The organism is Sphingobacterium sp. 40-24, assembly GCF_001899705.1.
Classification (GTDB): Bacteria; Bacteroidota; Bacteroidia; order Sphingobacteriales; family Sphingobacteriaceae; genus Sphingobacterium; species Sphingobacterium multivorum.
In genome coordinates this window covers 83,194-104,881 of sequence record NZ_MKWH01000006.1, presented here as the reverse complement: position 1 = coordinate 104,881, position 21,688 = coordinate 83,194, and the positions used below count along the sequence as shown (strand labels likewise).

At 41.2% G+C, this 21,688-nt stretch carries 18 protein-coding genes; 2 read left to right on the top strand and 16 right to left on the bottom strand.

What is annotated here, in order from left to right:
* Positions 1–145: 145 nt before the first annotated feature.
* The 4 genes from hypB to katG all read right to left on the bottom strand — a co-directional run bounded on the left by hypB (position 146) and on the right by katG (position 4,402).
* Positions 146–874 (bottom strand): hydrogenase nickel incorporation protein HypB, encoded by a 729-nt coding sequence (gene hypB, locus BGP15_RS01735; protein ID WP_112376082.1) that lies wholly within the window; start codon positions 872–874, stop codon positions 146–148.
* Positions 875–885: 11 nt separating this feature from the next.
* The gene (locus tag BGP15_RS01730; RefSeq protein ID WP_286768551.1) at positions 886–1,230 is read right to left on the bottom strand and encodes a hydrogenase maturation nickel metallochaperone HypA/HybF; all 345 of its coding nucleotides are present in this window, start codon (positions 1,228–1,230) and stop codon (positions 886–888) included.
* Between the two features lie 82 nt (positions 1,231–1,312).
* On the bottom strand, positions 1,313–1,714 hold the full coding sequence (locus BGP15_RS01725) for a hypothetical protein (RefSeq protein WP_286768550.1): 402 nt from the start codon (positions 1,712–1,714) through the stop codon (positions 1,313–1,315).
* Between the two features lie 408 nt (positions 1,715–2,122).
* On the bottom strand, positions 2,123–4,402 hold the full coding sequence (gene katG / locus BGP15_RS01720) for a catalase/peroxidase HPI (protein ID WP_286768549.1): 2,280 nt from the start codon (positions 4,400–4,402) through the stop codon (positions 2,123–2,125).
* A gap of 266 nt (positions 4,403–4,668) precedes the next feature.
* Between katG and BGP15_RS01715 the strand changes: the two genes are divergently transcribed.
* Positions 4,669–5,253 (top strand): DUF4126 domain-containing protein, encoded by a 585-nt coding sequence (locus BGP15_RS01715; RefSeq protein ID WP_286768548.1) that lies wholly within the window; start codon positions 4,669–4,671, stop codon positions 5,251–5,253.
* A gap of 670 nt (positions 5,254–5,923) precedes the next feature.
* Here the strand turns inward: BGP15_RS01715 and BGP15_RS01710 are convergent.
* The 8 genes from BGP15_RS01710 to BGP15_RS01675 all read right to left on the bottom strand — a co-directional run bounded on the left by BGP15_RS01710 (position 5,924) and on the right by BGP15_RS01675 (position 13,609).
* Positions 5,924–6,379 (bottom strand): Hsp20/alpha crystallin family protein, encoded by a 456-nt coding sequence (locus BGP15_RS01710; protein WP_070567899.1) that lies wholly within the window; start codon positions 6,377–6,379, stop codon positions 5,924–5,926.
* Positions 6,380–6,454: 75 nt separating this feature from the next.
* Positions 6,455–6,748, bottom strand: coding sequence for a hypothetical protein (locus BGP15_RS01705; RefSeq protein ID WP_070567901.1), 294 nt, complete (start codon positions 6,746–6,748; stop codon positions 6,455–6,457).
* 238 nt (positions 6,749–6,986) lie between these two features.
* Complete coding sequence (locus tag BGP15_RS01700) at positions 6,987–7,325, bottom strand: hypothetical protein (protein ID WP_286768547.1); 339 nt, start codon at positions 7,323–7,325, stop codon at positions 6,987–6,989.
* A gap of 12 nt (positions 7,326–7,337) precedes the next feature.
* Positions 7,338–7,895 carry an RNA polymerase sigma factor gene (locus tag BGP15_RS01695; protein ID WP_201303555.1) on the bottom strand — a complete coding sequence of 186 codons (558 nt, stop codon included), beginning with the start codon at positions 7,893–7,895 and terminating at the stop codon, positions 7,338–7,340.
* Between the two features lie 326 nt (positions 7,896–8,221).
* Entirely contained in the window at positions 8,222–9,202 is a 981-nt protein-coding gene (locus BGP15_RS01690) for an FAD:protein FMN transferase (RefSeq protein WP_286768546.1), read from the bottom strand.
* An 85-nt stretch (positions 9,203–9,287) separates the two neighbouring features.
* Positions 9,288–11,486 (bottom strand): PepSY domain-containing protein, encoded by a 2,199-nt coding sequence (locus BGP15_RS01685; RefSeq protein ID WP_286768545.1) that lies wholly within the window; start codon positions 11,484–11,486, stop codon positions 9,288–9,290.
* 13 nt (positions 11,487–11,499) lie between these two features.
* Entirely contained in the window at positions 11,500–11,985 is a 486-nt protein-coding gene (locus BGP15_RS01680) for a DUF2271 domain-containing protein (protein ID WP_070567915.1), read from the bottom strand.
* 118 nt (positions 11,986–12,103) lie between these two features.
* Positions 12,104–13,609: an ankyrin repeat domain-containing protein gene (locus BGP15_RS01675; RefSeq protein WP_286768544.1), complete on the bottom strand. Its 1,506-nt coding sequence runs from the start codon at positions 13,607–13,609 to the stop codon at positions 12,104–12,106.
* A gap of 424 nt (positions 13,610–14,033) precedes the next feature.
* Here BGP15_RS01675 and BGP15_RS01670 point away from each other — a divergent pair, with 424 nt between their 5' ends.
* Positions 14,034–14,978, top strand: coding sequence for an alpha/beta fold hydrolase (locus BGP15_RS01670; protein ID WP_286768543.1), 945 nt, complete (start codon positions 14,034–14,036; stop codon positions 14,976–14,978).
* On the opposite strand, the gene BGP15_RS01665 is transcribed toward BGP15_RS01670, so the two are convergent.
* The 4 genes from BGP15_RS01665 to BGP15_RS01650 all read right to left on the bottom strand — a co-directional run bounded on the left by BGP15_RS01665 (position 14,970) and on the right by BGP15_RS01650 (position 21,651).
* Entirely contained in the window at positions 14,970–16,031 is a 1,062-nt protein-coding gene (locus BGP15_RS01665) for an acyltransferase family protein (RefSeq protein ID WP_286768542.1), read from the bottom strand. The genes BGP15_RS01670 and BGP15_RS01665 overlap by 9 nt on opposite strands.
* Positions 16,032–16,098: 67 nt before the next feature.
* Positions 16,099–17,199, bottom strand: coding sequence for a family 43 glycosylhydrolase (locus tag BGP15_RS01660; protein WP_286768541.1), 1,101 nt, complete (start codon positions 17,197–17,199; stop codon positions 16,099–16,101).
* A 42-nt stretch (positions 17,200–17,241) separates the two neighbouring features.
* The gene (locus tag BGP15_RS01655; RefSeq protein ID WP_286753715.1) at positions 17,242–19,716 is read right to left on the bottom strand and encodes a glutaminase family protein; all 2,475 of its coding nucleotides are present in this window, start codon (positions 19,714–19,716) and stop codon (positions 17,242–17,244) included.
* Between the two features lie 90 nt (positions 19,717–19,806).
* On the bottom strand, positions 19,807–21,651 hold the full coding sequence (locus BGP15_RS01650; RefSeq protein WP_286768540.1) for a glycoside hydrolase family 2 protein: 1,845 nt from the start codon (positions 21,649–21,651) through the stop codon (positions 19,807–19,809).
* Positions 21,652–21,688: the final 37 nt, after the last annotated feature.

The following is a 21,688-nucleotide window of genomic DNA, read 5'->3' as shown; positions in this document are numbered from 1 at the left end:
TATCTTCTTCATTTCGTTAACGGCACTGACACAGTTTCCTTCTCCGTCAAATCTATTTCCTCTAAACACAAATAACATGTCAACATATACAGTATAACAATGAAGCGCGGATCATTGCTATACCACTCTTTTTATCAATTGGCCGTTATTTTACTTCAAGCGCCTTATATTGATCTTTTTTCGCCTGAACTCTTTCTTTCAACCAATCACACCAGGTATCAAGACCGTCACCATTTAATGTACTGATTGTAATAACTTCCAAATTGGGGTTCACCTCGCGCGCATCTTTCGTTACCGCATCTACCGAGAAAGGTACATATGGCAATAAATCAGCTTTGGAAACCAACATCAATTCGCTTGTTAAAAACATACGTGGGTATTTTTTCGGTTTATCGTCCCCTTCTGTGGTCGCCAATAAGGTCACGCGGTAATCTTCACCCAAATCAAACGCTGATGGACACAATAAATTCCCAACGTTCTCAATAAACAACAGGTCTATTCCTTCGATATCGATATGATCCAGGGCTTGTAAGATCATTTGTGCCTCAATATGACACATTCCACCAGTGACAATCTGCAATGCATTAATGCCTACCTCACGCATACGAACCGCATCACGTTCGGTTTCCGGATCACCCACCAAAACAGCAATATTCAGATCTTTGGCCAAACGTTTTCCCGTTTCTTGCATCAAGGTAGTTTTACCCGAACCCGGAGAAGAACATACATTGATCACACAAACGTCTTTCAGTCTATCGCGGATGGCTTTTGCGACAAAATCATTTGCTTTTAATAAATGTAGCGTTGTATTTTCACATTGAACCGAACCTACACGGTTACCTAAACTTTTAGGATTTGAAGTATTGTCTGACATGATAAACGATATTAGTCTTGTTTAAAAATTACTTTTGATATATAGAGTTCATTCCCTTGAGCAATTGTACTAGAAGCCTGTCCGCAATCACAGACAAATCGATGAAAATGAACCGGAAAATTTTTCTGACAATGTTCACAATATGCAATGATATCGTTTACAACGACTTCCATTTCCATATCTTGGTATTGCGTATTTTCAGCAATAAAAGCATCAAATGCATTTTGGATCAATACAGGCTGGACGTTGGATAACAATCCTGCTGTGACCTGAATTTTTTGAATATCATCTACCCTAGCCTCATAATGCGAGGTCAACGTATCAAAAATATCCTTTACTATACTTAGCTCGTGCATTGGTATATTTTAAGAAATAAATAAATTTAGAAAAGAAATGACAGTTCTCTTTGCCTGTATGATGTAAAGAAAAGCGTACGCTTTAGCATGGAATTTTGATTTGCTCAAACAGCAAAAATCGAGCGATGGGTATATGCTCTAGATCAAGGGTATGTTCATACCGATAATCTTTCTGTTGTGGGGATGGCAGTAGTTCATGCCATAGCAAATCAACCGTAACCAACCAACGCTCCATCAACCAATCTTGTGCCACTTCGGCGTCCAATTCCGCAACAATGGATTGAAGCGATGGGTAAAGCGAACAAAATTGACTATGATCTTTATGAAAATGGACGATGTGTGTATGGTCCGCATTGTTGGAAGGATGTTTTGCAGATAAAAACTGGGATTCGACACTTTCACTTTTCAGTACAAGACTGTTTGCATTTAAATTCTTAAATGATAACAACAGTGCTGCAAACAGAAAAATAAAGTGCTTCCACATAGCTTTAACCTAACAATGTATCAAAGATTCCTTTGAAACCATTACAAAGTTACTACCGATCAAAGAAGAAAAAGTAGCACAAATCTTGAATTTTATTTCACAAAATAGGAAACACCCAAAGAAAATTCCATAATTCTTCATATATTAAATTAAAATTTGGTTAAAGTGAGATTAAAATGATATTAGAGGCAAAAATTGGTTCTTTTTTGGCTGCTATTCTCATTAAATAAATTGGTCCATGTCGTAGACCATAGCGATAAATATTGGTCAGGTACATCATAAAAAATCTGAGCCAATCTTAGCGCCGGAGCAAAAGGTTAATTTCAGGGTTATCTGGATAAATCTAAAATAACAAGAAGCCAGGTTCGCGTCGGACCTGGCTTCTTGAAAAACTGATATTCTTAACAATTAGCGATGCAGATCAAAACGGTCTAACTCCATCACTTTAGTCCATGCCTTCACAAAATCTTGTACGAATTTATCTTTTGCATCGGCACTGCCATATATTTCAGCAACAGCTCTCAGTTCAGCGTTGGAACCAAAAACAAGATCTGCACGTCCGGCTTCCCATTTTTTAACACCAGATTTACGATCTGATCCTTCAAAAACTTCCCGGTCCGGAGAGATTGCTTTCCAAGCTGTTCCCATATCCAATAGATTGACAAAAAAATCATTCGTCAATTGGCCTGGCCTATCTGTCATCACTCCTAATGCAGAACCATCAAAATTTGCCTGAAGAACACGAAGTCCGCCGATTAATACCGTTAATTCCGGAACAGATAGCGTAAGTGATTGTGCTTTGTCGATCAATAATGATTCCGTAGACACGGTGTAAGCACCTTTACGGTAATTTCTAAATCCATCCGCAATTGGCTCAAGATAGCCCATGGATTCTACATCCGTCTGTTCCTGTGATGCATCCATACGCCCCGGATGGAACGGTACGTTGACAGCATGTCCAGCTGCACGAGCGGCCTGCTCTATCGCAGCAACACCACCTAAGACAATTAAGTCTGCCAAGGAAATCTTCTTTCCGCCCTGTTGCTTTCCATTAAAGTCCTGTTGAATTTGCTCAAGCGCAGTAAGAACTTTTTGCAATTGTGCTGGATTATTGACTTGCCAATAACGCTGCGGAGCCAACCGTATCCGCGCACCGTTTGCACCACCTCTCTTGTCAGACCCACGGAAAGTAGAAGCTGAAGCCCAAGCGGTCGTTACGAGCTCTGCAGTGCTGAGCCCCGCGCTCAATAGGGTAGATTTCAATGTGTTAATATCATTAGCATCGACCAAAGCATGATCGACAGCAGGAATAGGATCTTGCCACAATAATTCCTCAGCAGGAACTTCGGCACCTAAATAACGCTCTCGTGGTCCCAAATCACGGTGCGTCAATTTAAACCAGGCGCGAGCGAATGCATCGGCAAATGCGTCTTGATTTTCGTAAAATTTACGCGAGATCTTTTCATAAATTGGATCAAGACGCAAGGACAAATCTGTCGTCAGCATCGTTGGCCTACGTTTTTTAGTTGGATCAAAAGGATCTGGAATAGTCGAATCAGCTCCTTTGGCTACCCATTGATGCGCTCCTGCAGGACTCTTTGTTAATTCCCATTCATTTTCGAAGAGATTTTTAAAAAAGAGATTGGTCCATTCTGTCGGTTTCTGTGTCCAAATAACCTCCAAGCCACTCGTGATCGCATCTGCTCCTACTCCACTGCCATAGGTACTTTTCCAACCAAGCCCTTGTTGTTCTATGCCGGCTGCTTCAGGTTCTTTTCCGACATTGTCGGCAGGACCTGCTCCGTGTGTTTTTCCAAACGTATGCCCTCCAGCAATCAAAGCGACAGTTTCCTCATCGTCCATCGCCATCCGACCAAAAGTATCCCGTATATCTTTTGCAGCCGCGATAGGATCTGGATTTCCATCTGGTCCTTCCGGATTAACATAAATTAATCCCATCTGTACCGCTGCCAACGGTTTTTCAAGATTGCGCGAATGTTGTTTACCATCTGCATCATCATCGGCAGATAATACACCGTGTGATTCCACTACGCCTTCTGAACCATGAGCATAGCGTACATCACCGCCCAACCATGTTTTTTCAGAACCCCAATAGACATCCAATTCAGGTTCAAAAGCATCCACACGTCCACCAGAATAACCAAAAGTCTTGAAGCCCATAGACTCTAAAGCAACATTACCTGTTAAAATCAATAAATCTGCCCAGGAGATATTTTTACCATATTTTTGTTTGATAGGCCACAACAGGCGACGTGCTTTATCCAAACTCACATTATCAGGCCAGCTATTCAGTGGTGCAAAACGTTGTTGCCCAGACCCAGCTCCGCCTCGACCATCGCTTACCCGATAGGTTCCTGCACTATGCCAAGCCATCCGGATGAATAATGGTCCATAATGTCCAAAGTCAGCAGGCCACCAGTCCTGCGAATCGGTCATCAAGGCATGCAAATCTCTTTTTACGGCTTCTAAATCCAATTGTTTAAATGCTTCCGCATAATCAAAGCCCTCGTCCATCGGATTTGACTTGCTCGCGTGTTGTCTCAACAGATCTACACGAAGTCTATTTGGCCACCAGTCCTGATTTTGAGTTCCCCCTCCCGCAACGGCGTTGCGCATTGTACCATTATGAAATGGGCATTTGCTAATGTCTTTTTCGTTGTTGTCCATATGAAAAGAAAGTTTATTTATATAATATCTTAAGTGATCAAATTGTTTGACTCCCACTTTCATAAAATTACACAAATGAGATCCCACTTGTACATCGAATGATTCGATACACTATAATCAAAATCTATATACACAATATATAATTATATAAAATACTAAAAATCATCTTTTAATGAGCAGCTAGAATATGACGATTTTTGGAAGTCTGAAAAACAAAAGCGATTCTTTTACTATTCTATAATTAGGTTGTATCAAAAATATTGACCATGAATGAGCTATCCACATTTTTGGTAAGTGCTTTTATAGGCTTGAGTCTGGCTGCAGCTACCGGCTTCCGGGTTTTCATGCCGCTATTCTTATTGAGCCTTGGCTGTCGGCTTGAACTGTTCCAGGTTGGCAATGAATTGGCCTGGGCGGGCTCACCTATTGTTTTGGCAGCGACAAGCCTAGCCATGATCCTAGAAATAGCGGGATATTACATTCCTTTTATTGACAATATATTGGACAGCCTTTCAATTCCTCTCGCGACGATAGCAGGTACCTTACTTTTTGCCATACAGTTTGCAGATATTTCACCCTTTTTCCGCTGGGCTATGGCAATCATCGCTGGTGGCGGTACCGCGGCGACCATCAGTACAGCGCTAGCTGGCACCCGGGCAGTCTCGTCTGTTGGAACGGCAGGTTTTGGCAATTTTATGATCTCGACCATGGAAACCATCGGTTCAACCATTTTGACCATACTCGCCATATTTATCCCCTTTATGGCAATTATAGTTGTTATAGGCTTATTCTATTTCTTTTGGCGATTTGGCAAAGAACAACTCAAAAAAAAACTTAAAAGAACGGAGTAGCTTTCACAACATAACATCTAAATAAACTTCACACAGTGCCATACGAGCGACAATAAAGCCAAGCCTCACCAGCACAGGCGTAAGCAAATTTAGCGCAGACAAACCAACTAGGGATATTGTAAACATCTTATAGCCCTAGCTGATCTATAGCTGCGTAAACTCCAAATCCCTAACCTTTATACCTTTCAATCAAGCGAATACCTGGCAGGTATCATGTTATATTTTTCGACAGTGTTTATTCAGTGCTCGTTCAGTGCTTGTTCAGTGATTACTCAGTGATCGTTCAGTGTAGACTGAATAAACAATGACTGAGTACTGTTTAAAAAATGATTAAAAATTGTTGTTACCTACAATCTGGTATTAGTTTGTTTCCGTTTTGAAATTATCTTGATCTAGGCCCTTATTGAGCAATTATGGCACTCGTCAACAATCGAGACAAATTTTGGGAATACTTAGAAAAGTAGTACGGATATAAGGACCATAGCGCCAAACAGCTATTCGAAATTCGTTTACTGTTCACTGCTTTTGGGCACCGGTTGGCGGTAAATTAAGAGACAGAAAAAGGACAGCAAAATTCGATGCTGTCCTTTTTCAACATCAGCTCTTACGCTGATTTAAGGCTACGCACATCAGCAGCCTTGATGTGCGCCCAGATCAAAACTGGTTTTTACTAATCAATAACAACCTCTTGTGGCCGTTTTACTTTTTCAAGATCTTTTGGAAGGATAACCGTCAATACCCCATCCTCGAAACTTGCATGCACATTATCTGTAAGTACTTGTTCATTTAATTGGAATTCACGTTCAAATGCCAATCCATCCTGCTCTTTATAGATATAATCTATGGCATTGTCCTGGGTGTTTTCTGTACATGAAATCTTCAGTATCCCGTCATTTATGCTGACTTGGAATTGTTCTTTCTTACGTCCAGCGGCAAAAAGCTGCACTTCATAGAATTCTTGATTTTCGGCAATATTTACAGGAACAGCTTGCTGTACGCCAGCATTGTGCCCGGCTTCACCATCAAAAAACTGTTGTTGGAATTTTTCAAAGCGGTCTTTGAAATGTTGTCCGCAAAATTTATTATGATTTGAATATCCGTTGGTATAATGATTTCTTTTAAACATGTCTTTAATTTTTTATATTGAATAATACGTGTAAACTGATGTGGGATGAATTTCCTCGTCTTGCAATTTTTAACCTTAGTAAACTGGAACTATTGTTGCTTTCTTAGCACGTTTTTGCCCTTGTAATGGAACAATTGCAACCACAGTGTTATAATGACGGTGAACGTTCGGATATACCGGAGCCCTATCCATTTTGAATGCTTGTCTATCTCTTCTACGCATTCTTGCCGCGGCAAAGCTTCCTATACCAAAGAGAATTGTCCCAAACAACAAGAGCTTAAAGATCGTCCCAATAATCAATGTTGCTAATCCTGCTATTGCCGTAAGCACAATAAGGCGTGGCAATATAAATCGAAGTTTATTTTTCATTTGAATACATTTTTTTAAAAATGATTGCGGATTATATCTATTTTCAGCACATTGCACATAGAATTTTCCTAGATCATTTGTATGTTTTAATTAACTATTTGTTTTATCCAACATCCCTGCTGACAGATCCTCGCGTTCTGTTACTTGTTTACCATCAGGATATCGGCATAAAAAAAGGCGCCTTTATAGAAGAAGACGCCCAACAACAGTTTTTACTTTAAAATTTTTATTCTTTTTTTCAGAACCCGCAACGCCCTCCAAAACGACGCTTCCATTCCTCCCGCAAACGTTCCCTTTCCTCATCGGAAAGATCTTCTCCTTTTTCCATCTGAGGCGGAACATCCCGTCCGAATCGGCCACCTCCCGGTTTACCGAAGCCCCTGCCGAACAAGATTTTCGACAAGACAAAGAGTCCCAGCGCCTGCCAATAGGTAATTGCTTTCAGATTGAAAATATCAACCATTACTGTATTCCACAAATATTGTAGTAATGCTACCAACAAAAAAACACCAACGATGATAGCGACAACCATAAAAGCGAATTTACCCTTCCGCTGTCTTTTCATTCTTCCATTCATAGCTTAATCCTTTTAAAATTTTAATTCTTCATACAAACTTCGCAACCGTATTCTCAGGTGCTTCACTGCATACCCTTTTCGGCTGATAATCGTCTTTAGGTTCTCATTTTCCATGACTGCAATTTCCTGAAGAGTTTTCTCTTCCAGTTCATTGAGCACAAAAACCCGACGTTGTTTTTCCGGCAATTCCTCCAATGCTTTCATCAGCTCATCCCAAAAAATATCCTTAAATAATTTTAGCTCAGGATTATTGGAGTCGTCAGCTAAAAGGAGCTGACGAATAGGAAACGTACTTTCGCTATCCTCGTCACCCGCTATAAGCTCATCAAGCGATTCACTTTTCTTTTTCCGGTAGCTGTCTGTAATCTTATTTCGTGTGACAGCATAGAGCCATGCTCCCGCATTCTCCAATTCGTCCATATTGGTCAAACGGCTAAATTGATACCAGACTTCCTGTAAGATATCTTCTGCATCCTCCGTTTTCTTTACCCTTCCCTTAACAAAACGTAGCAGCTGACTTCCATAAGTCTTAACGATATCCGTAAATGATCTGGAATTTTTTTCTGCCATATGATTTTGGTATGCAATGTCCATAGCAGCATAGACGAACTAGTCAAACTTTTACTTTAAATTATTTTCATGAATCTTTCTTCTTGCTGACTTCAACTTTCTGACCAATAAGCACACTTTCGCTACCGTCTTCTTTCGTATACGCTTTGTTAGGATAAAGATACGAGATAATCAGCTAATAGCTGATGCATTCAACCTACTTTATCGGGAATAAAACAAAACCTTCATGACTTCGCAGACACCAACAGCAATGAAAGCAAACTGAAGGTTCTTTCTGGCCAATAAGATTAGACACTTTCAGAAAAAAAATGATGCTGTGTGGTCTATTACTTCCACCGCTGCTGAATGACTTTACCTTTATCGGTAATAAAAATATAACGGTATGCTGGGAAACGCTGAATTAATTTTTTTCCTTCTTTCTCACCAAGTACCATGATTGAGGTACTGAGGGCATTTGCAATCTCGGCGGAAGGTCCATAAATCGTCACTGAAGTTAATCCCGTAGCTGGATAACCTGTCACTGGATTTATAATATGTGAATACCGTTTCCCATTGATCTCCGCGTATTTCTCATAGCTGCCTGAAGTTGCTACGGCCATTTCATTCAAATGAAGAACTTTGACCATTTGATGGGGTTTGAACGGATTGTTTACACCCACTTTCCAGGCGTCCCCCCGGGGTGGGTTTCCCCAAGCCGAAAGATCTCCGGAAGCATTAACTATACCTGCTTCAATTCCCTTTGCCTTCATTATGTCCCTGCCACGATCAGCAGCATAGCCCTTCCCGATCGAGCCGAAACCGATCTTCATACCGGGCAATTCCAGAAAAATTGTCGAAGATGCACTGTCGAGACGGATGTGTTGATAGCCCACCTTGGCGACAGACCTTTTAACCAGATCTTCCGTAGGCATCGTGGTCATACTACCATCAAATACCCAAACTTTATCCAAGGCAACAATACTAATATCAAAGGCTCCGCCTGAATTTTGAGCATACTGGATCGCTCGCTTTGTTAATTCAAAAACTTCCCGATCCACCTTAACGGGCTTAATCCCTGCATTGCGGTTCACCGCTGCTATTTGGGTTTGCGGACGCCATTCTGAAATCAGGTTTTCTATTCGATCTATTTCGGAGATGACTTCATCGATATGCTGATTTGTAATCGCGCTATCCCGATCTACCAAGCTGATTTCAAAAACAGAGCCCATAAGGGTAACCTGCCGCTTGACCAAGACCTGCGCAATCCCCGAAGTAATGGACACAAAGCAGAGCATTAAAAGCAGGACACATTGTTTATTGTTCTTCATGAGATTGATCCAAAAAGGAATTATAAAGTCGATCTATACCAAAAGTAGTCTTCGTGACGGGATTTACCATTGTACCATCAATTTACTAATAACAATCCGTTAAGATTTGTCCACTTTCTTTGTAGTCGGCAATAGTTTTGCCGACATGCGCCAGGAGAAGTTCATTTAAAGTATGTTCAACATCATGCTGCATACGCAATGCACCACAAAGCAATACACAACCTCCTTTTTCAAGCAATTCGACAAAATATAGCGCATCCCGACGGATCAGGTCCATGACATATTGTGGATTTTCCTCGCGCGAAAAAGCCAGTTCAAGCTGCTGCAGATGCCCTAATTTCAGCTGTTGATCAGCAAAATCCACATAGTGCGCAGTCATTTCATTTCGATGGCGAAAACCTGCATACAGACGCAAAGGAGCCCTACTTTCATTTTCTGAAATCATGCCAAGAAAGGGTGCTACCCCTGTACCATTCGCAATTAAAGCGACTGCATTTGCTGCTTTCGGGAAATGAAAACTTGGATTAACCATGACACGTGCCTGGAGGGTTTGATTAGTTTCCAATCGATAGAGGAAGCTAGAACCAAATCCATCAGGAAACAATTTCACCACGAGCTGCACCATTCCATCTTTGTAGCCGATCGAATAAAAACGTTCACGTTGATCTTGCGCGGGATAGATTGCCAATAAATCGCCCGATTGCATGTTAATTTTACTTGCAGGCTTCAGCACTAAAGTAAAGGTCGTGTTAGTCGCTGAAACAGCAGACTTCGCTACCACCTTAAATTTCGTCAGTCCGACAACTTTAGCACTATAAATAGCTGGTGCAGAAGCGAGTGCAATAGTGGCCTGCGAAGACCAGTCATGTATCCATGAAATAAGTTCATCAACATCCTTATCATTAACGGTATGTAAGTCTGTTAAACGCGAAGCCCAACCTTGTTTTTCTAGTAAACAATCAATTTCGCGCGCATAAGCACAAAAATCGGGATAGGCTTTTGAACCAAAGCCGAGAACCGAAAATTGTACATCTTGTTTTTGTGGATGGCTATTGAGCTTTTGTTCAAATTGAAGTGCATTGGAGGGTGCTGTTCCTAGCCCGTATGTCGAAGTAAACACAAGCAAGTGTTTTGCCTTTGGAAAGCACTGATATTGATTCATTCCGAGCAGCAACGATTTTTGCCCATCCGCCAAGAGCTGTTTATGGATCTGATTGGCGAAAAACAGCGTACTTCCATTTTCCGTTCCGAAAAGAATAACAATCTCCGCTTCTTCAGGTTTATATTTATTCTTGATTTTTGTACGCGTGCGCTTGAATGTAATGACGAACCCTGTATAAATAAAGAACACAATATTCAACGATGCGAGCCCCAGTACAATAGCCCATATAATATTGGTCTTACCCGTATGAAGGTCCAAAGACAACTCTTCGGCCAATGCAGTAAAGGGGTACTTGACTTCTTTATGCAAGCTTCCATTCAACTGGTTGATGGTCAATTCCCGATCGCGAAGCTCCAATACAAAATATTCGTCAGGATCGCCTTCCATAAATGGAAACTCCAAGGTCTTCAAATCAACAAGTTTTGTATTTTGGAATATTGAAAATTTTGCCACCTCCAATTCGATATCTTCCTTCATCTTATTGGGATATTCGATGGTTTGATTCGGCTTCTTTAAGATTTCAATACGTACCAGGAATAAATAGGTACCAGTTAGGGCCAATATCAAAATTGGTATCAAAAATAAACGTCCTGAAACAACGTGGAAATACTGGGCAAAAAAGTCCCGATTGATTTTGGCAAAGAAGTGTCGAACGCCCTGTTGACGCTTAACAATCAGAACAATTCCTGAAATAGTAATAAGAAACAACAGAAATGAAACCACACCAATAATCACCCGGCCGGTCACTTTCAGAAAGAGCGAGCGGTGTAAAGCTGTAACCCATTGAATAAATTGGGACTTATTCAATTGGGGACCAAGCAGACGCCCGGTATTCGGATCAATATAACCCTTCACGGTATTGCCATCAGCGTCTATGGCATCAATACTCACAAATTGATTGTGATCTACCGAAATCGCTATGATTTCGGGATAAACCTTGCGCAAGGCTGTTACGGACTGCGCAAGGTTTAAAGTTTCAATATGTTCAACCCGATAAGGTGGAATTTTTTCGTTGACAGCGTCAACGGCCAATATTACGCCAGTTATCGATAATAAAAGTAAAAAGACAGAAGAAACAATAGCTAAGGCTAAATGTGCATACCTCCAAATAGATACCAGCATTTTTACCCCTCTTTTATTGTATTTTATTTAACTTGACAAGTTTGATGTATCCCTTGCCGTTCGCTTTTTCGGTAATGGCTTCTTTTGTTAAAGGGATTTCAACATCGGCAGTATGATATTTTTGTTCCTCTACAGCAGATTCAAAACGGAGTTTATACCCTTTGTTGAACTTCGATTCGTCAATATCCAAAGTGCGCATGGCACGGTCACCGCCACCAACTGACGCACCCGTCACCGCATTTAGCTTCTCTTTGGTCTTATTTTGAAACTTGTACCATTCCTTGATCGTATTATACCATTGCTTATCAGATCCCAATACGGCGAGTGTTTTTTCGTAAGCTCCACTAGGATTAATCAGTGAAATCACGACGTAGGCTTTCTCACCTTCGTAGGCATTCATTTGGATCATGCACTTATATTTAGCTGCCTGTGCGAAAGAGCTTAGGGCTGCCATTGAAAATAAAAGAGTGGCTATCGTTGTTTTAAATATGTTATTCATCTTCAATTGTATCTAATTTTAAGGTATCCGTAGTCCGTTCAGCGTTACCAATATTTCTATTATTTATCGGGATATTTCATCGATATGATTAGAGATACCACTGGAATACGATGTTGTCTTATTTCAAAAAGTCAAGCTGCACATTGGACTTAGCTAAGAAATCGTTCTCTTTCGCCAGGTCATAAGCTGTTTCATCGAATTCTGTTTTCAATTCCTTTTTTGCACCAAGCGAAACCAATGTTTTTAATATGGAATCGTCTTTAGCTAGGAGAGCTGCCTTATGTAGTGCCGTCGTTCCTTCTTTATCTTGTGCGTTAATGTCTACTCCAAGTTCGCTAGCTTTCTGGATAAGCTTCACATTCTCTTTGGCTACTGCCAAATGATACAATGTACTACCATTTTTTTGCGGAGCAATAACGTCCAATCCGTTCGTCTTAAGGATCGCTAATTTTTCTTTAAACTCATCCCCTTGTGACACATTTCCCTGACCACCTGGTCTGCCCCCCTGTGGCAATTCCTTGTAAGAATTAAACCAATAGAACGCTAAGTTATTGCCCTCCTTATCCAATACCTTGGTATCGGCTCCATTTTTAACCAATGCCGCAGCTACTTCAGGAGTTCCATTTGCTATTGCTTTAGTCAATGCAGATTCTCCTTTTTCATTTACAGCATTCACATTTTTCGCTTTAGTAAGCAGCAACTCGACCAATTTAGTATCTTTACCACTAGCAGCCACCATAAGTGCCGTATTTCCTTCGTTGTCAGCTTTTGCGACATCTACACCTTTATCCAAAAAATAATTGATCACATCCATATCTGGCCTACGAACCAAAGCATGCAGTACCGTAGCACCTTCCTTATTTACCGCCTTAGGATCCAATTTGAACTTTTCAACCAAATAGGTATAAACCGCCAAACCGTTAGAAGCTTGTCTAGAACCTTGAGTCGCAAAAAACAACGCATTGTTGGTTGGCTTTACACCACGGGCGATGAATTTCTCCATAAGCGCGGTATTTCCAAGTTTAGCAGCATAATCCGTTACCGTACGGCCCGACTCATCTTTATCTTGAATAGATAATCCTTTTTTTATGAAATAATCCGTCAATGCCAGGTCCTTGTCTGCAGACGCTGCAAGCATCATCAAAGTTGCACCACCTTCATATTTCTGTTTGGGATTCACACCTGCTTTAAACAAGGCATCATACACAGCAGTATTTGTATTTCCTGTTGAAGCTGCATAAGCGACAATTGGGTAACCATGGCTATCTTGGTAATTGACATCAGATCCCTTCGCTATTAAAAAATCGACCAATTCAGCATTTCCACTTGACGCTGCCCAGTGTAAATAACTACGGCTGTGATGTGTCTTCTTGGTTACACTATTCCCTTCTTGTTCGATCATGAATTTGACGACATCAGTCGGAGCACCATTTAATATAGCCATAGTGACCGGATCAAAGGATGCCGCATTCGGCTGAGAAGGGCTATTTCCTTTGCTGATTTCTGCTTTAACAACGGTCAATGTAGGTTTGCCCTTCCAGAACTCGCCGTTCATCAACGAGTTTGTCTGCGCCTGTGCATAAGATGCAGCGAATAATAAAGCTGCCAAAAGTGTCTTTTTCATTCTTTTATTTGTCTTTTGAAGGTGATGGAGCAACATAACCTATTCATTCCCTACTCAATTATTCTGCAAATTGAGCTTTAATTATTCGATAACACGGGTCGGAATATATCGTGTTGGTTTCATCAGAATATGTGTAAAAGCGTATATTTTTAGAACATGGATGCGTTCCGAATTCGATGTTTGCAACAATTTCTGCATACAGACAAGCCCATGTTTAAAATAGATCAGCTACTTTATTTAAATTAATTCTAAATTAATGCAAATCTAAAAAATATTCCCAAACCACAAAAATTAATCGTGCTAATTTTTATTGATCAATTGCCCTGAAAGGCTTTCGGCTTCATCCGAACAACATCTGAAAGAAGATTGTTAAACTTGTAAATGCACTAAAATTATCTTACTTTACTTAAAATAAAGTGGTATAATGAGCAAGGTAGTTTCCAATTTTTATACAATCAGCGCAACGACTGAACCTGAACATAAAATTTTCTATCGTCTGTATGTACCCGACGACAATCAAATAGTGGCAACATTACTCTTGGTTCATGGCATGCAGGAACATAGTGGTCGGTACGAAGAATTGGCCAGTTATCTGACTACACAGAATTTTGCGGTTTTAACCTACGATCAATTGGGCCATGGAAAAACGGCGCTACAGGTCGATCAATTGGGTTATTTTAAAAAGCATGGGGCTAAAAAACAACTTATTGATGACGCCATTACAATGAGTAACTTCTTACGTGAAACCTATCCGCAACTGCCTCAATTTATTTTAGGGCATTCCATGGGATCCTTTGTCACACGTTGTGTTTTACAAAAAATTGGTCGGCAATTTAAGGGGGCCATTATCGTGGGGACAGGCCAACGTCAAAAAGGATCCATGGCCTTTCGCCTTTTACTCACTCTTCTCAATAGTATTGCCCCTAAAGGAAGAAGTAAATTGATCAATCGCATTTTTGACAAACGTAATAATGCTCGGTTTAAGAACGAGCCTAACCAAAATAACAGCAATTGGTTAAGCATAAGCAAGACAAACCGTATTTCATTTTTGGAAGATCCTCTTTGTGGGGGATTGTTTACCAACAATGGGTTTCATACCGTATTAGACCTTTCCTTGCAAGCGACAGCTATCGAGGCTACCAAGAATATCCCAAAAAACTTACCAATTGTATTTATCAGCGGACAGGATGATCCAATTGGAGATTTTGGCATAGGCGTTGAAAAAAGTGCGGCACAGTTAAGGGCACAGGGACAGACCGATATAACCCTTAAATTATATGCAGGCATGCGGCATGAAATTCTTAATGAAGACTGCAAAATGGAGGTATTCCAGTTCATCAGTAGCTGGCTTCATCGCCATTTACTTTAGTTTCCGACTGTAATATTTCCGAATAGGCTCATCTAAATAGTTAAAGACTAATAAAGATAAAAAAATCAACAACAGCATTCCAATAACAATAATCACAGCCATTTGCTTATTCGATGGGTGATTAAGTTCTACATAGCTCATAAAAATCCAGATAAATGGATAATGAATGATATAGAGCGGATAGGAGATATCACCTAAAAACTTGCATAACTTCTTGACCCCTCCAAACACAGGCTGCCCTCCTATCCCCAGTAAGAGTAATAAAGGAAAATAGAAGATAACGACAATAGGATCAATGTATTTACCATAAGCTTCAGAAAATGGAATAAAAAATACGGCGGCAAGTAGACCTAGAACACCGAAAAAAGGAAGCTTGTTGGAAATGGTCCAGTTCGATCTAAAAATAAGTAGTCCCATTGAAAACGAAAACCATAAACGAATTCCACCAGCCCAAAAGTTGTCTGCTCCAAAACCGACAGCTAAATAGCCCGAACGAAATGATTCGGCACATAGCGCTGCTGCACCAAGGAGCACTATCCCCCAAAGAAACTTTTTTGGAATCCGTACCAGTACCAAAGCATAGGCTATATTGGCGATATACTCCCAAAATAGCGACCATGTAGGTGGGTTTAAATGAAAAAGATTAAAATAGCGTTCTGGTACAACCGGGTATGGAATCAACGTTATCCCACTGATGAACATCCCCATCTTTTGCAAAACAGAAAATGAGCCAGCCAAACTGCTGAATGGATCGTAAATAAATGCGAATAAACCAATCAACGTACCGATGATAACCAATGGGTGCAATCGCAGCAAACGCAAGAGAAAGAATCGTTTTAGACCGATTGCGGCCAGCTTCTGATCGTAGGCATAGGCAATGACAAAACCCGATAAACAAAAGAAAAAATCAACGGCTAAATAGCTATGTGGAATAAAACTATTGCGATAATCCGGTTGTGCAATTTCCATAAAGTGAAACAGGACGACTGCGATTGCGGCTACCCCACGCATGGCGTCAAGAAGTTCAAAATGTTTCTTCGTTTGATGTATCATATTTTTTATTGGCAGCGAAAATTAAGACCGACGAAGATCGGAGATCCGCTGCTAGCTATTGAAAATTCTATTTAGTATTAAACGTTGGTGCCGGTTGCGGAGCAACACTGCTGGTTGCCCCTTCAATTTTGGGCCAGTCCCTATCCCAAACAACCTCATCCAACAATAGCATCCGGCGATTTCCCCCCGTAGCGACACGAGGCTGCTTTGGATCAATACCATGATAGAGTATCCAATCTTTTCCTTTGTCGTCTGTAATAATGCGCGAAGTGTGACCTGTCCCCACAAATTGATCATTTCCTTTTAACAACAGCGTTCCACTCCCCCGCTGTGTAAGGTTGCGGCCTTCTTGATCCACATAGGGTCCTTTCAGATCACGAGAGCGCCCCACAAGAACATGGTAGCTGCTTTTTTCTCCTTCACAACAGGAGCCTTTGGATCCGATAAAGTAATAGTACCCTTTCCGTTTATGAATCACAACGGCTTCAAAATCTCCTGCAGCGACTTTAAATTTCCCATTTAAATCAGGTATACCGGTACCATTTTTATCGAGTTCAACACCATAAGTGCCTTGCGTATTCGCATCGCTAAAACTGCCCCAGAATAGATAGTTCTGCCCATTTTCAGTAAAAAAATAAGGATCTATTGAATTAGGCACATCGATCTCCTTGCTATCAAAAAGTTTACCTTGATCGATAAAGGGGCCTTCCGGTCTAGCTGCTAGGGCTACACCGATGCCGGGATTGGAATCACCCCATGTGGAATAGGCATAATATAAAAGATACTTACCATTTAACTGCACCACATCGGGGGCCCAGATTCCGCCTTCTGCTTTCCAACCCGGTTTAGTTGGGAAGGCGGTTCCGATCCATGTCCAGTTTACAAGATCGGTGGATTGTAGAATAGACACCAGACGTTGTCCCTTTCCGTCGCCCCAATTGTCGGCTGTCCCATATGCATAGAACATTTTGCGCTGTGGATCTCTAACGACTGTAGGATCAGCAAGTATGGGCTCAAAAACCGGATTGCTATAGGTTTTATGCTGAGCCGTGGCATTTGCTATTTGTTCCGACGGCTTCACTGAACCTGTAGCGCTTCCACAGGAGCTCAACAGGTTCAGTACGACAACTCCGCCAATCCAATATCTGAACAACATTGCATTCAACATCTTATTATTCTATTTATATTATTTTCTATATCATAGGAAAAGCTATTTTGCTTTTCCCAATTTCTCTTCCAACATTTTGATAAAATACCCGCCAACAACAGATCGTGCTTTAAATCCTGCTCTTTTAGGACGGTCTGTATAAGTCCAATCCGACATGGGAACGCGATCGGTTGTTTCGTTCATAAAACGGTAGACTGGCTTCAAAAATGCCTCAAAGGTAGGCTTATCATCTGCCATAGTCGCCGTCCAAATAATCCAATCGGTTTTGGTATAAGGCTGACGGTTGTCCAGGGGAAGTCCGTATTTATTTTGTTTGCCGAGATAGTATTTAATTTCAGTTTCACGGATAGAAGGGTCGAAAATATCCATCTTAAGCAATTTATCCCAGACCATATTATACTTTTGACTCCAGGTTCCACTTTTATCAAAAGTTAACTTGTAGTGATCCCCATCTTCGGCCATCTTTTTCCATTTCATCGCCATTGCTTTTGCTTCGGTCAAATACTTTTTCGCCGTAGCCTCTTCACCAAGCATTTGGGCCAGATAACCGTAAGATGCAATACCCAAAATAGCTTTAATGGATAAATTGGCATTATGCGCAAAATGGCCTGCAAAATCATCTGTACACAACTGATTTTCGGGGTCAAGACCTTTATCGACTAGATAATCTACCCAGGTAGACAACACTTTCCAATGTTTTTTGGCATAAGCGGCATTGCCTTCCACCTTCGCTAAAGCATAAGTTAATAGCAGCATATTTCCCGATTCTTCGACAGGCATATCTCCACCGTAAGTTTGGCCATTCGCTAAAGGATAGGTCCCAACATCATGCGCAGCAAAAGGTTTTGTCCACTTATTGCTTTCACTATAATAAAAAATGGCGTTCATTAGTGCTTTTGCCAGTTCTGGATTATAGTAAAGGAAAATCGGAGCCGAAGGATAGGTTACATCAACAGTTCCTATTGACCCATTGCTATCATTTTCCTTGGACAGTAAAAGCAGATCGCCATTGGGTGCTTTTACAAGTTTATGAGCGGCGATTGCCTGTCTATAGGCCAAGGCACATAATGCAGCATAGTCCTCACCTCCGTTGCGCAAAGCTGTACCCCATAATTCGGCATCAAATTTATCAGCAGCCTTTTTGAGAACAGTATACTCTTTGTCGGCCAGTTCAAATTGTTTCTCAATGGAACTATTTCCATTGGTATTCCAATAAGGTCGTAAATTTTGTCCAAAATATTGGATCGAGTACAGGTCATCATAGCCCAACAAGATCTTATCCTGGTAGCTTGATGAGACATCAAAAGTTTGCATCAGTGCCAATTGTTGCCCTCCATTTGGAGAAGAGCTATTTTCACTCTTCAGAAAATTAGAGCGTAATTGATGGCTACTTCCGACCGCTGACTTTGTCTTTGATTTTGCACCTGCCATATAGAAATACCCCCAATCTATCCGTAGGTCGTCACCTTTCTTTCCTAGAACCTGCTGGCTTTTGCTTCCTGTCTTTACAAATTGGAGATTTCCGGAAATAAAGGAACTGCTTGTCGCATCTTGAAGAGGAGAATTCAGTGCCCAATTTGGTGCCGCCTCCAAATAAAGTTGTACCTGGTGTTTCTTGCCATCCTTCGCATGGACTGTATAGGAAAGATAATTTACGGGTCTAGCCATTAAGTCCAATTTATCCAAAAACATCGGCGCAGTAAATGTAATATTTAAGTCCACGGGCCCGCAGTTAAACGAATAATGTGTTTGTGTTGCCTGCACATTGGAAGTGATCTGATTCGCTTCATTGTCGAATTGAATACTACCTTCTTTTTCTGTAAAGAGTCCAAAATCAAAATATCCATTCGCTACCCTATTATAGCAATAACCCGCGAGTATATTTTTTCCTTTCTTCAATGTTTTTACGACATGTTCGGGCAGCTTGACCCGACTATTTTTACCTGTCGAATTGCCTGTATTAGCAACCTCAATACCGTTGACGTACAAAATAGCGTCATCGTCATGTGTAAATTCGATATATACGGATTTGCCCGTAAGATCCTCAGTCAGTTCAACTTCCCTTCTAACCCAAATTTTAGGTTCCTGCCAATCAGTCTCCACATTGGGTTCTTTGTCCTTGGTACCGAATGGCGCTGCCCCCATTTTCCATTGCCGTGCATCAAATGAAGGTTTCATCCAGTCTGAGGCAGGTTCGCTGACAACGTAACTTCCCGTCCAAGCCGCATGTTCGCCCATCCGGGCCAAAGGCAAGAGTTCAGCCTCTTCTTTGCCCAGGAAGCGATAGGGTTTTCCATCCACTTTAAGGACGCCCAATAAGGGAAAGGATTTTCCGGTCCAATGGCGTACAACATCTGCATTCAATTCGTTGCTATAGGACCAGGCACTTGTATTCGGGTCAATTGTTACTAAAGGATAGGCAGGCGCGCGAAGATCATTCTTAAGGACTTGTTTTTGTGCAAACGACGATACCGATTGACATACAATAGCCGTTGCAATTAGTAATTTTAATTTCATTGATTTCGTATAAAATAGGTTTAGGTTGACAGGTATACTTTCAGCTATAAATTTAGGCCGCAACCCGTGTTGCGGCCATATCGCTATCAATTATTTGGTAGGTGCATTATAAAGCGCCTGATGTGCAGCCTTCAATTCTGCTTCAGGCATTTTTACAACTTTACGATCATAAGTCATCAAACCATTTGTTTCTACTTCCACATCTGTTGTCTGTGTATAAACAGCGGCCGACAATCCCATCGGAATTAGACGTGTCAAATCATGGATAAGACGTTTGTAACGCTCCAATAATTCCGTTTTATTCTTGAAACTTTGGTATCCCCAGTTGTCTTTCTGTTGCCATGAATGTCCGTCTATCGGTAATCCCAAACCACCGAATTCACCCAATGCAAGCACTTGTTTAGCACCAAACAAATTTGGATCAGGCATGGCTGCATCCGGATAATTATGGATATCCAAGATATGTCCAGTTTCCATAAAGTTACCACCACTGGCGCTATTTACGAGTCTTGACGGGTCATTAGCCATGGTCCATTCCGTAATATCCTTCGTTTTGAATTGCCCCCAAGCCTCATTGAAAGGCACCCAGATGACAATACTTGGATAGTTGTGCAATACCTCCATAATGGTTTTCCACTCTTTCCGGTAGTAATTCTCAGATTCCTGTGAACGTACTTTATCCCGATTGCCACCTGAAATCTTTCCCGGTTGCATATCCCAATGATTTCCACCAAGATCGCCGCTAGGCATATCTTGCCAGACAAGCATACCTATACTATCACAGTACCGATACCAACGTGCCGGTTCTACCTTGATATGCTTACGGATCATATTGAATCCCATTTCCTTTGTTTTGACGACATCAAACTTCAGCGCTTCATCCGTTGGCGCGGTATGTAGACCATCCGGCCACCAGCCTTGATCCAATGGACCATATTGGAAAGTAAACTTATTGTTTAACATTAAACGTTGAACGCCGTTTTCATCTTTCTGCATGGCTATCTTCCGCATGGCGAAGTAGCTTTTCGCCTGGTCTACGATTTTTCCTTTTCGAATCAGCTGAATTTCCAGATCATAGAGTTTAGGGTTACTCGGCGACCAGGGCTCCAAATTGGGTACCGAAAGATCAAAAGATGTATTGGGTTGTCCTATTTGTTCTTTAATAAGCTTTCCGCCATCCAATGCACGCACCTTTATTTCGTCACCGGCTTGGCTTCCCTCTACGGAAGCTTGAAAGGCCAAGACAGCATCGTCCAATCGCGGCGTCTGTTTGGTACTTACAATATAAGCTTGTGGAACACTTTCTAACCAAACGGTCTGCCAAATTCCCGTCACTGGTGTATACCATATTCCATTCGGCTTGTTCACCTGTTTACCCCGTGGTTGTGGACCATCATCAGTCGGATCCCATACCCGAATGGCTATTTCCTGTTTCGCTCCTTTCTTTAGGAAGCTTGTCACATCCATCGAAAATGGATCAAAACCACCTTCATGTCTTCCGACCAATTGATTATTTACATACACATCACATTGCCAATCTACGGCACCGAAATGCAACAGGACCTTATTTTTATGGACAGACTTGTCCAATGTTATGGTATTGTTATACCATAAGGCTTTATCTTTTCCAACCTCTTTACCAACACCGGACAATGCCGATTCAATAGCAAAAGGAACAAGGATGTTGCCGTCCCATTGCCGAGGAATCTCTTTAGTACCTACCGGAGTGACAGCATATTTCCATAGTCCATTTAAATTCTGCCAGTTATTGGTTCTGATTAATTGTGGCCTAGGGTATTCAGGATGTGGCTTTTGGGCCGTTACTTTCTCGCCCCAGGGGGTTAATATATGTGATCCGGCGGGTTTCCAATCCTGAGCAAAGTTCAATTGTGCTGCCATCATCAAACTGGCAAAAAATAAGGTTTTCTTCATCATAAAAAATCGTTAAGTCATTTATTTATATCGTATTTAT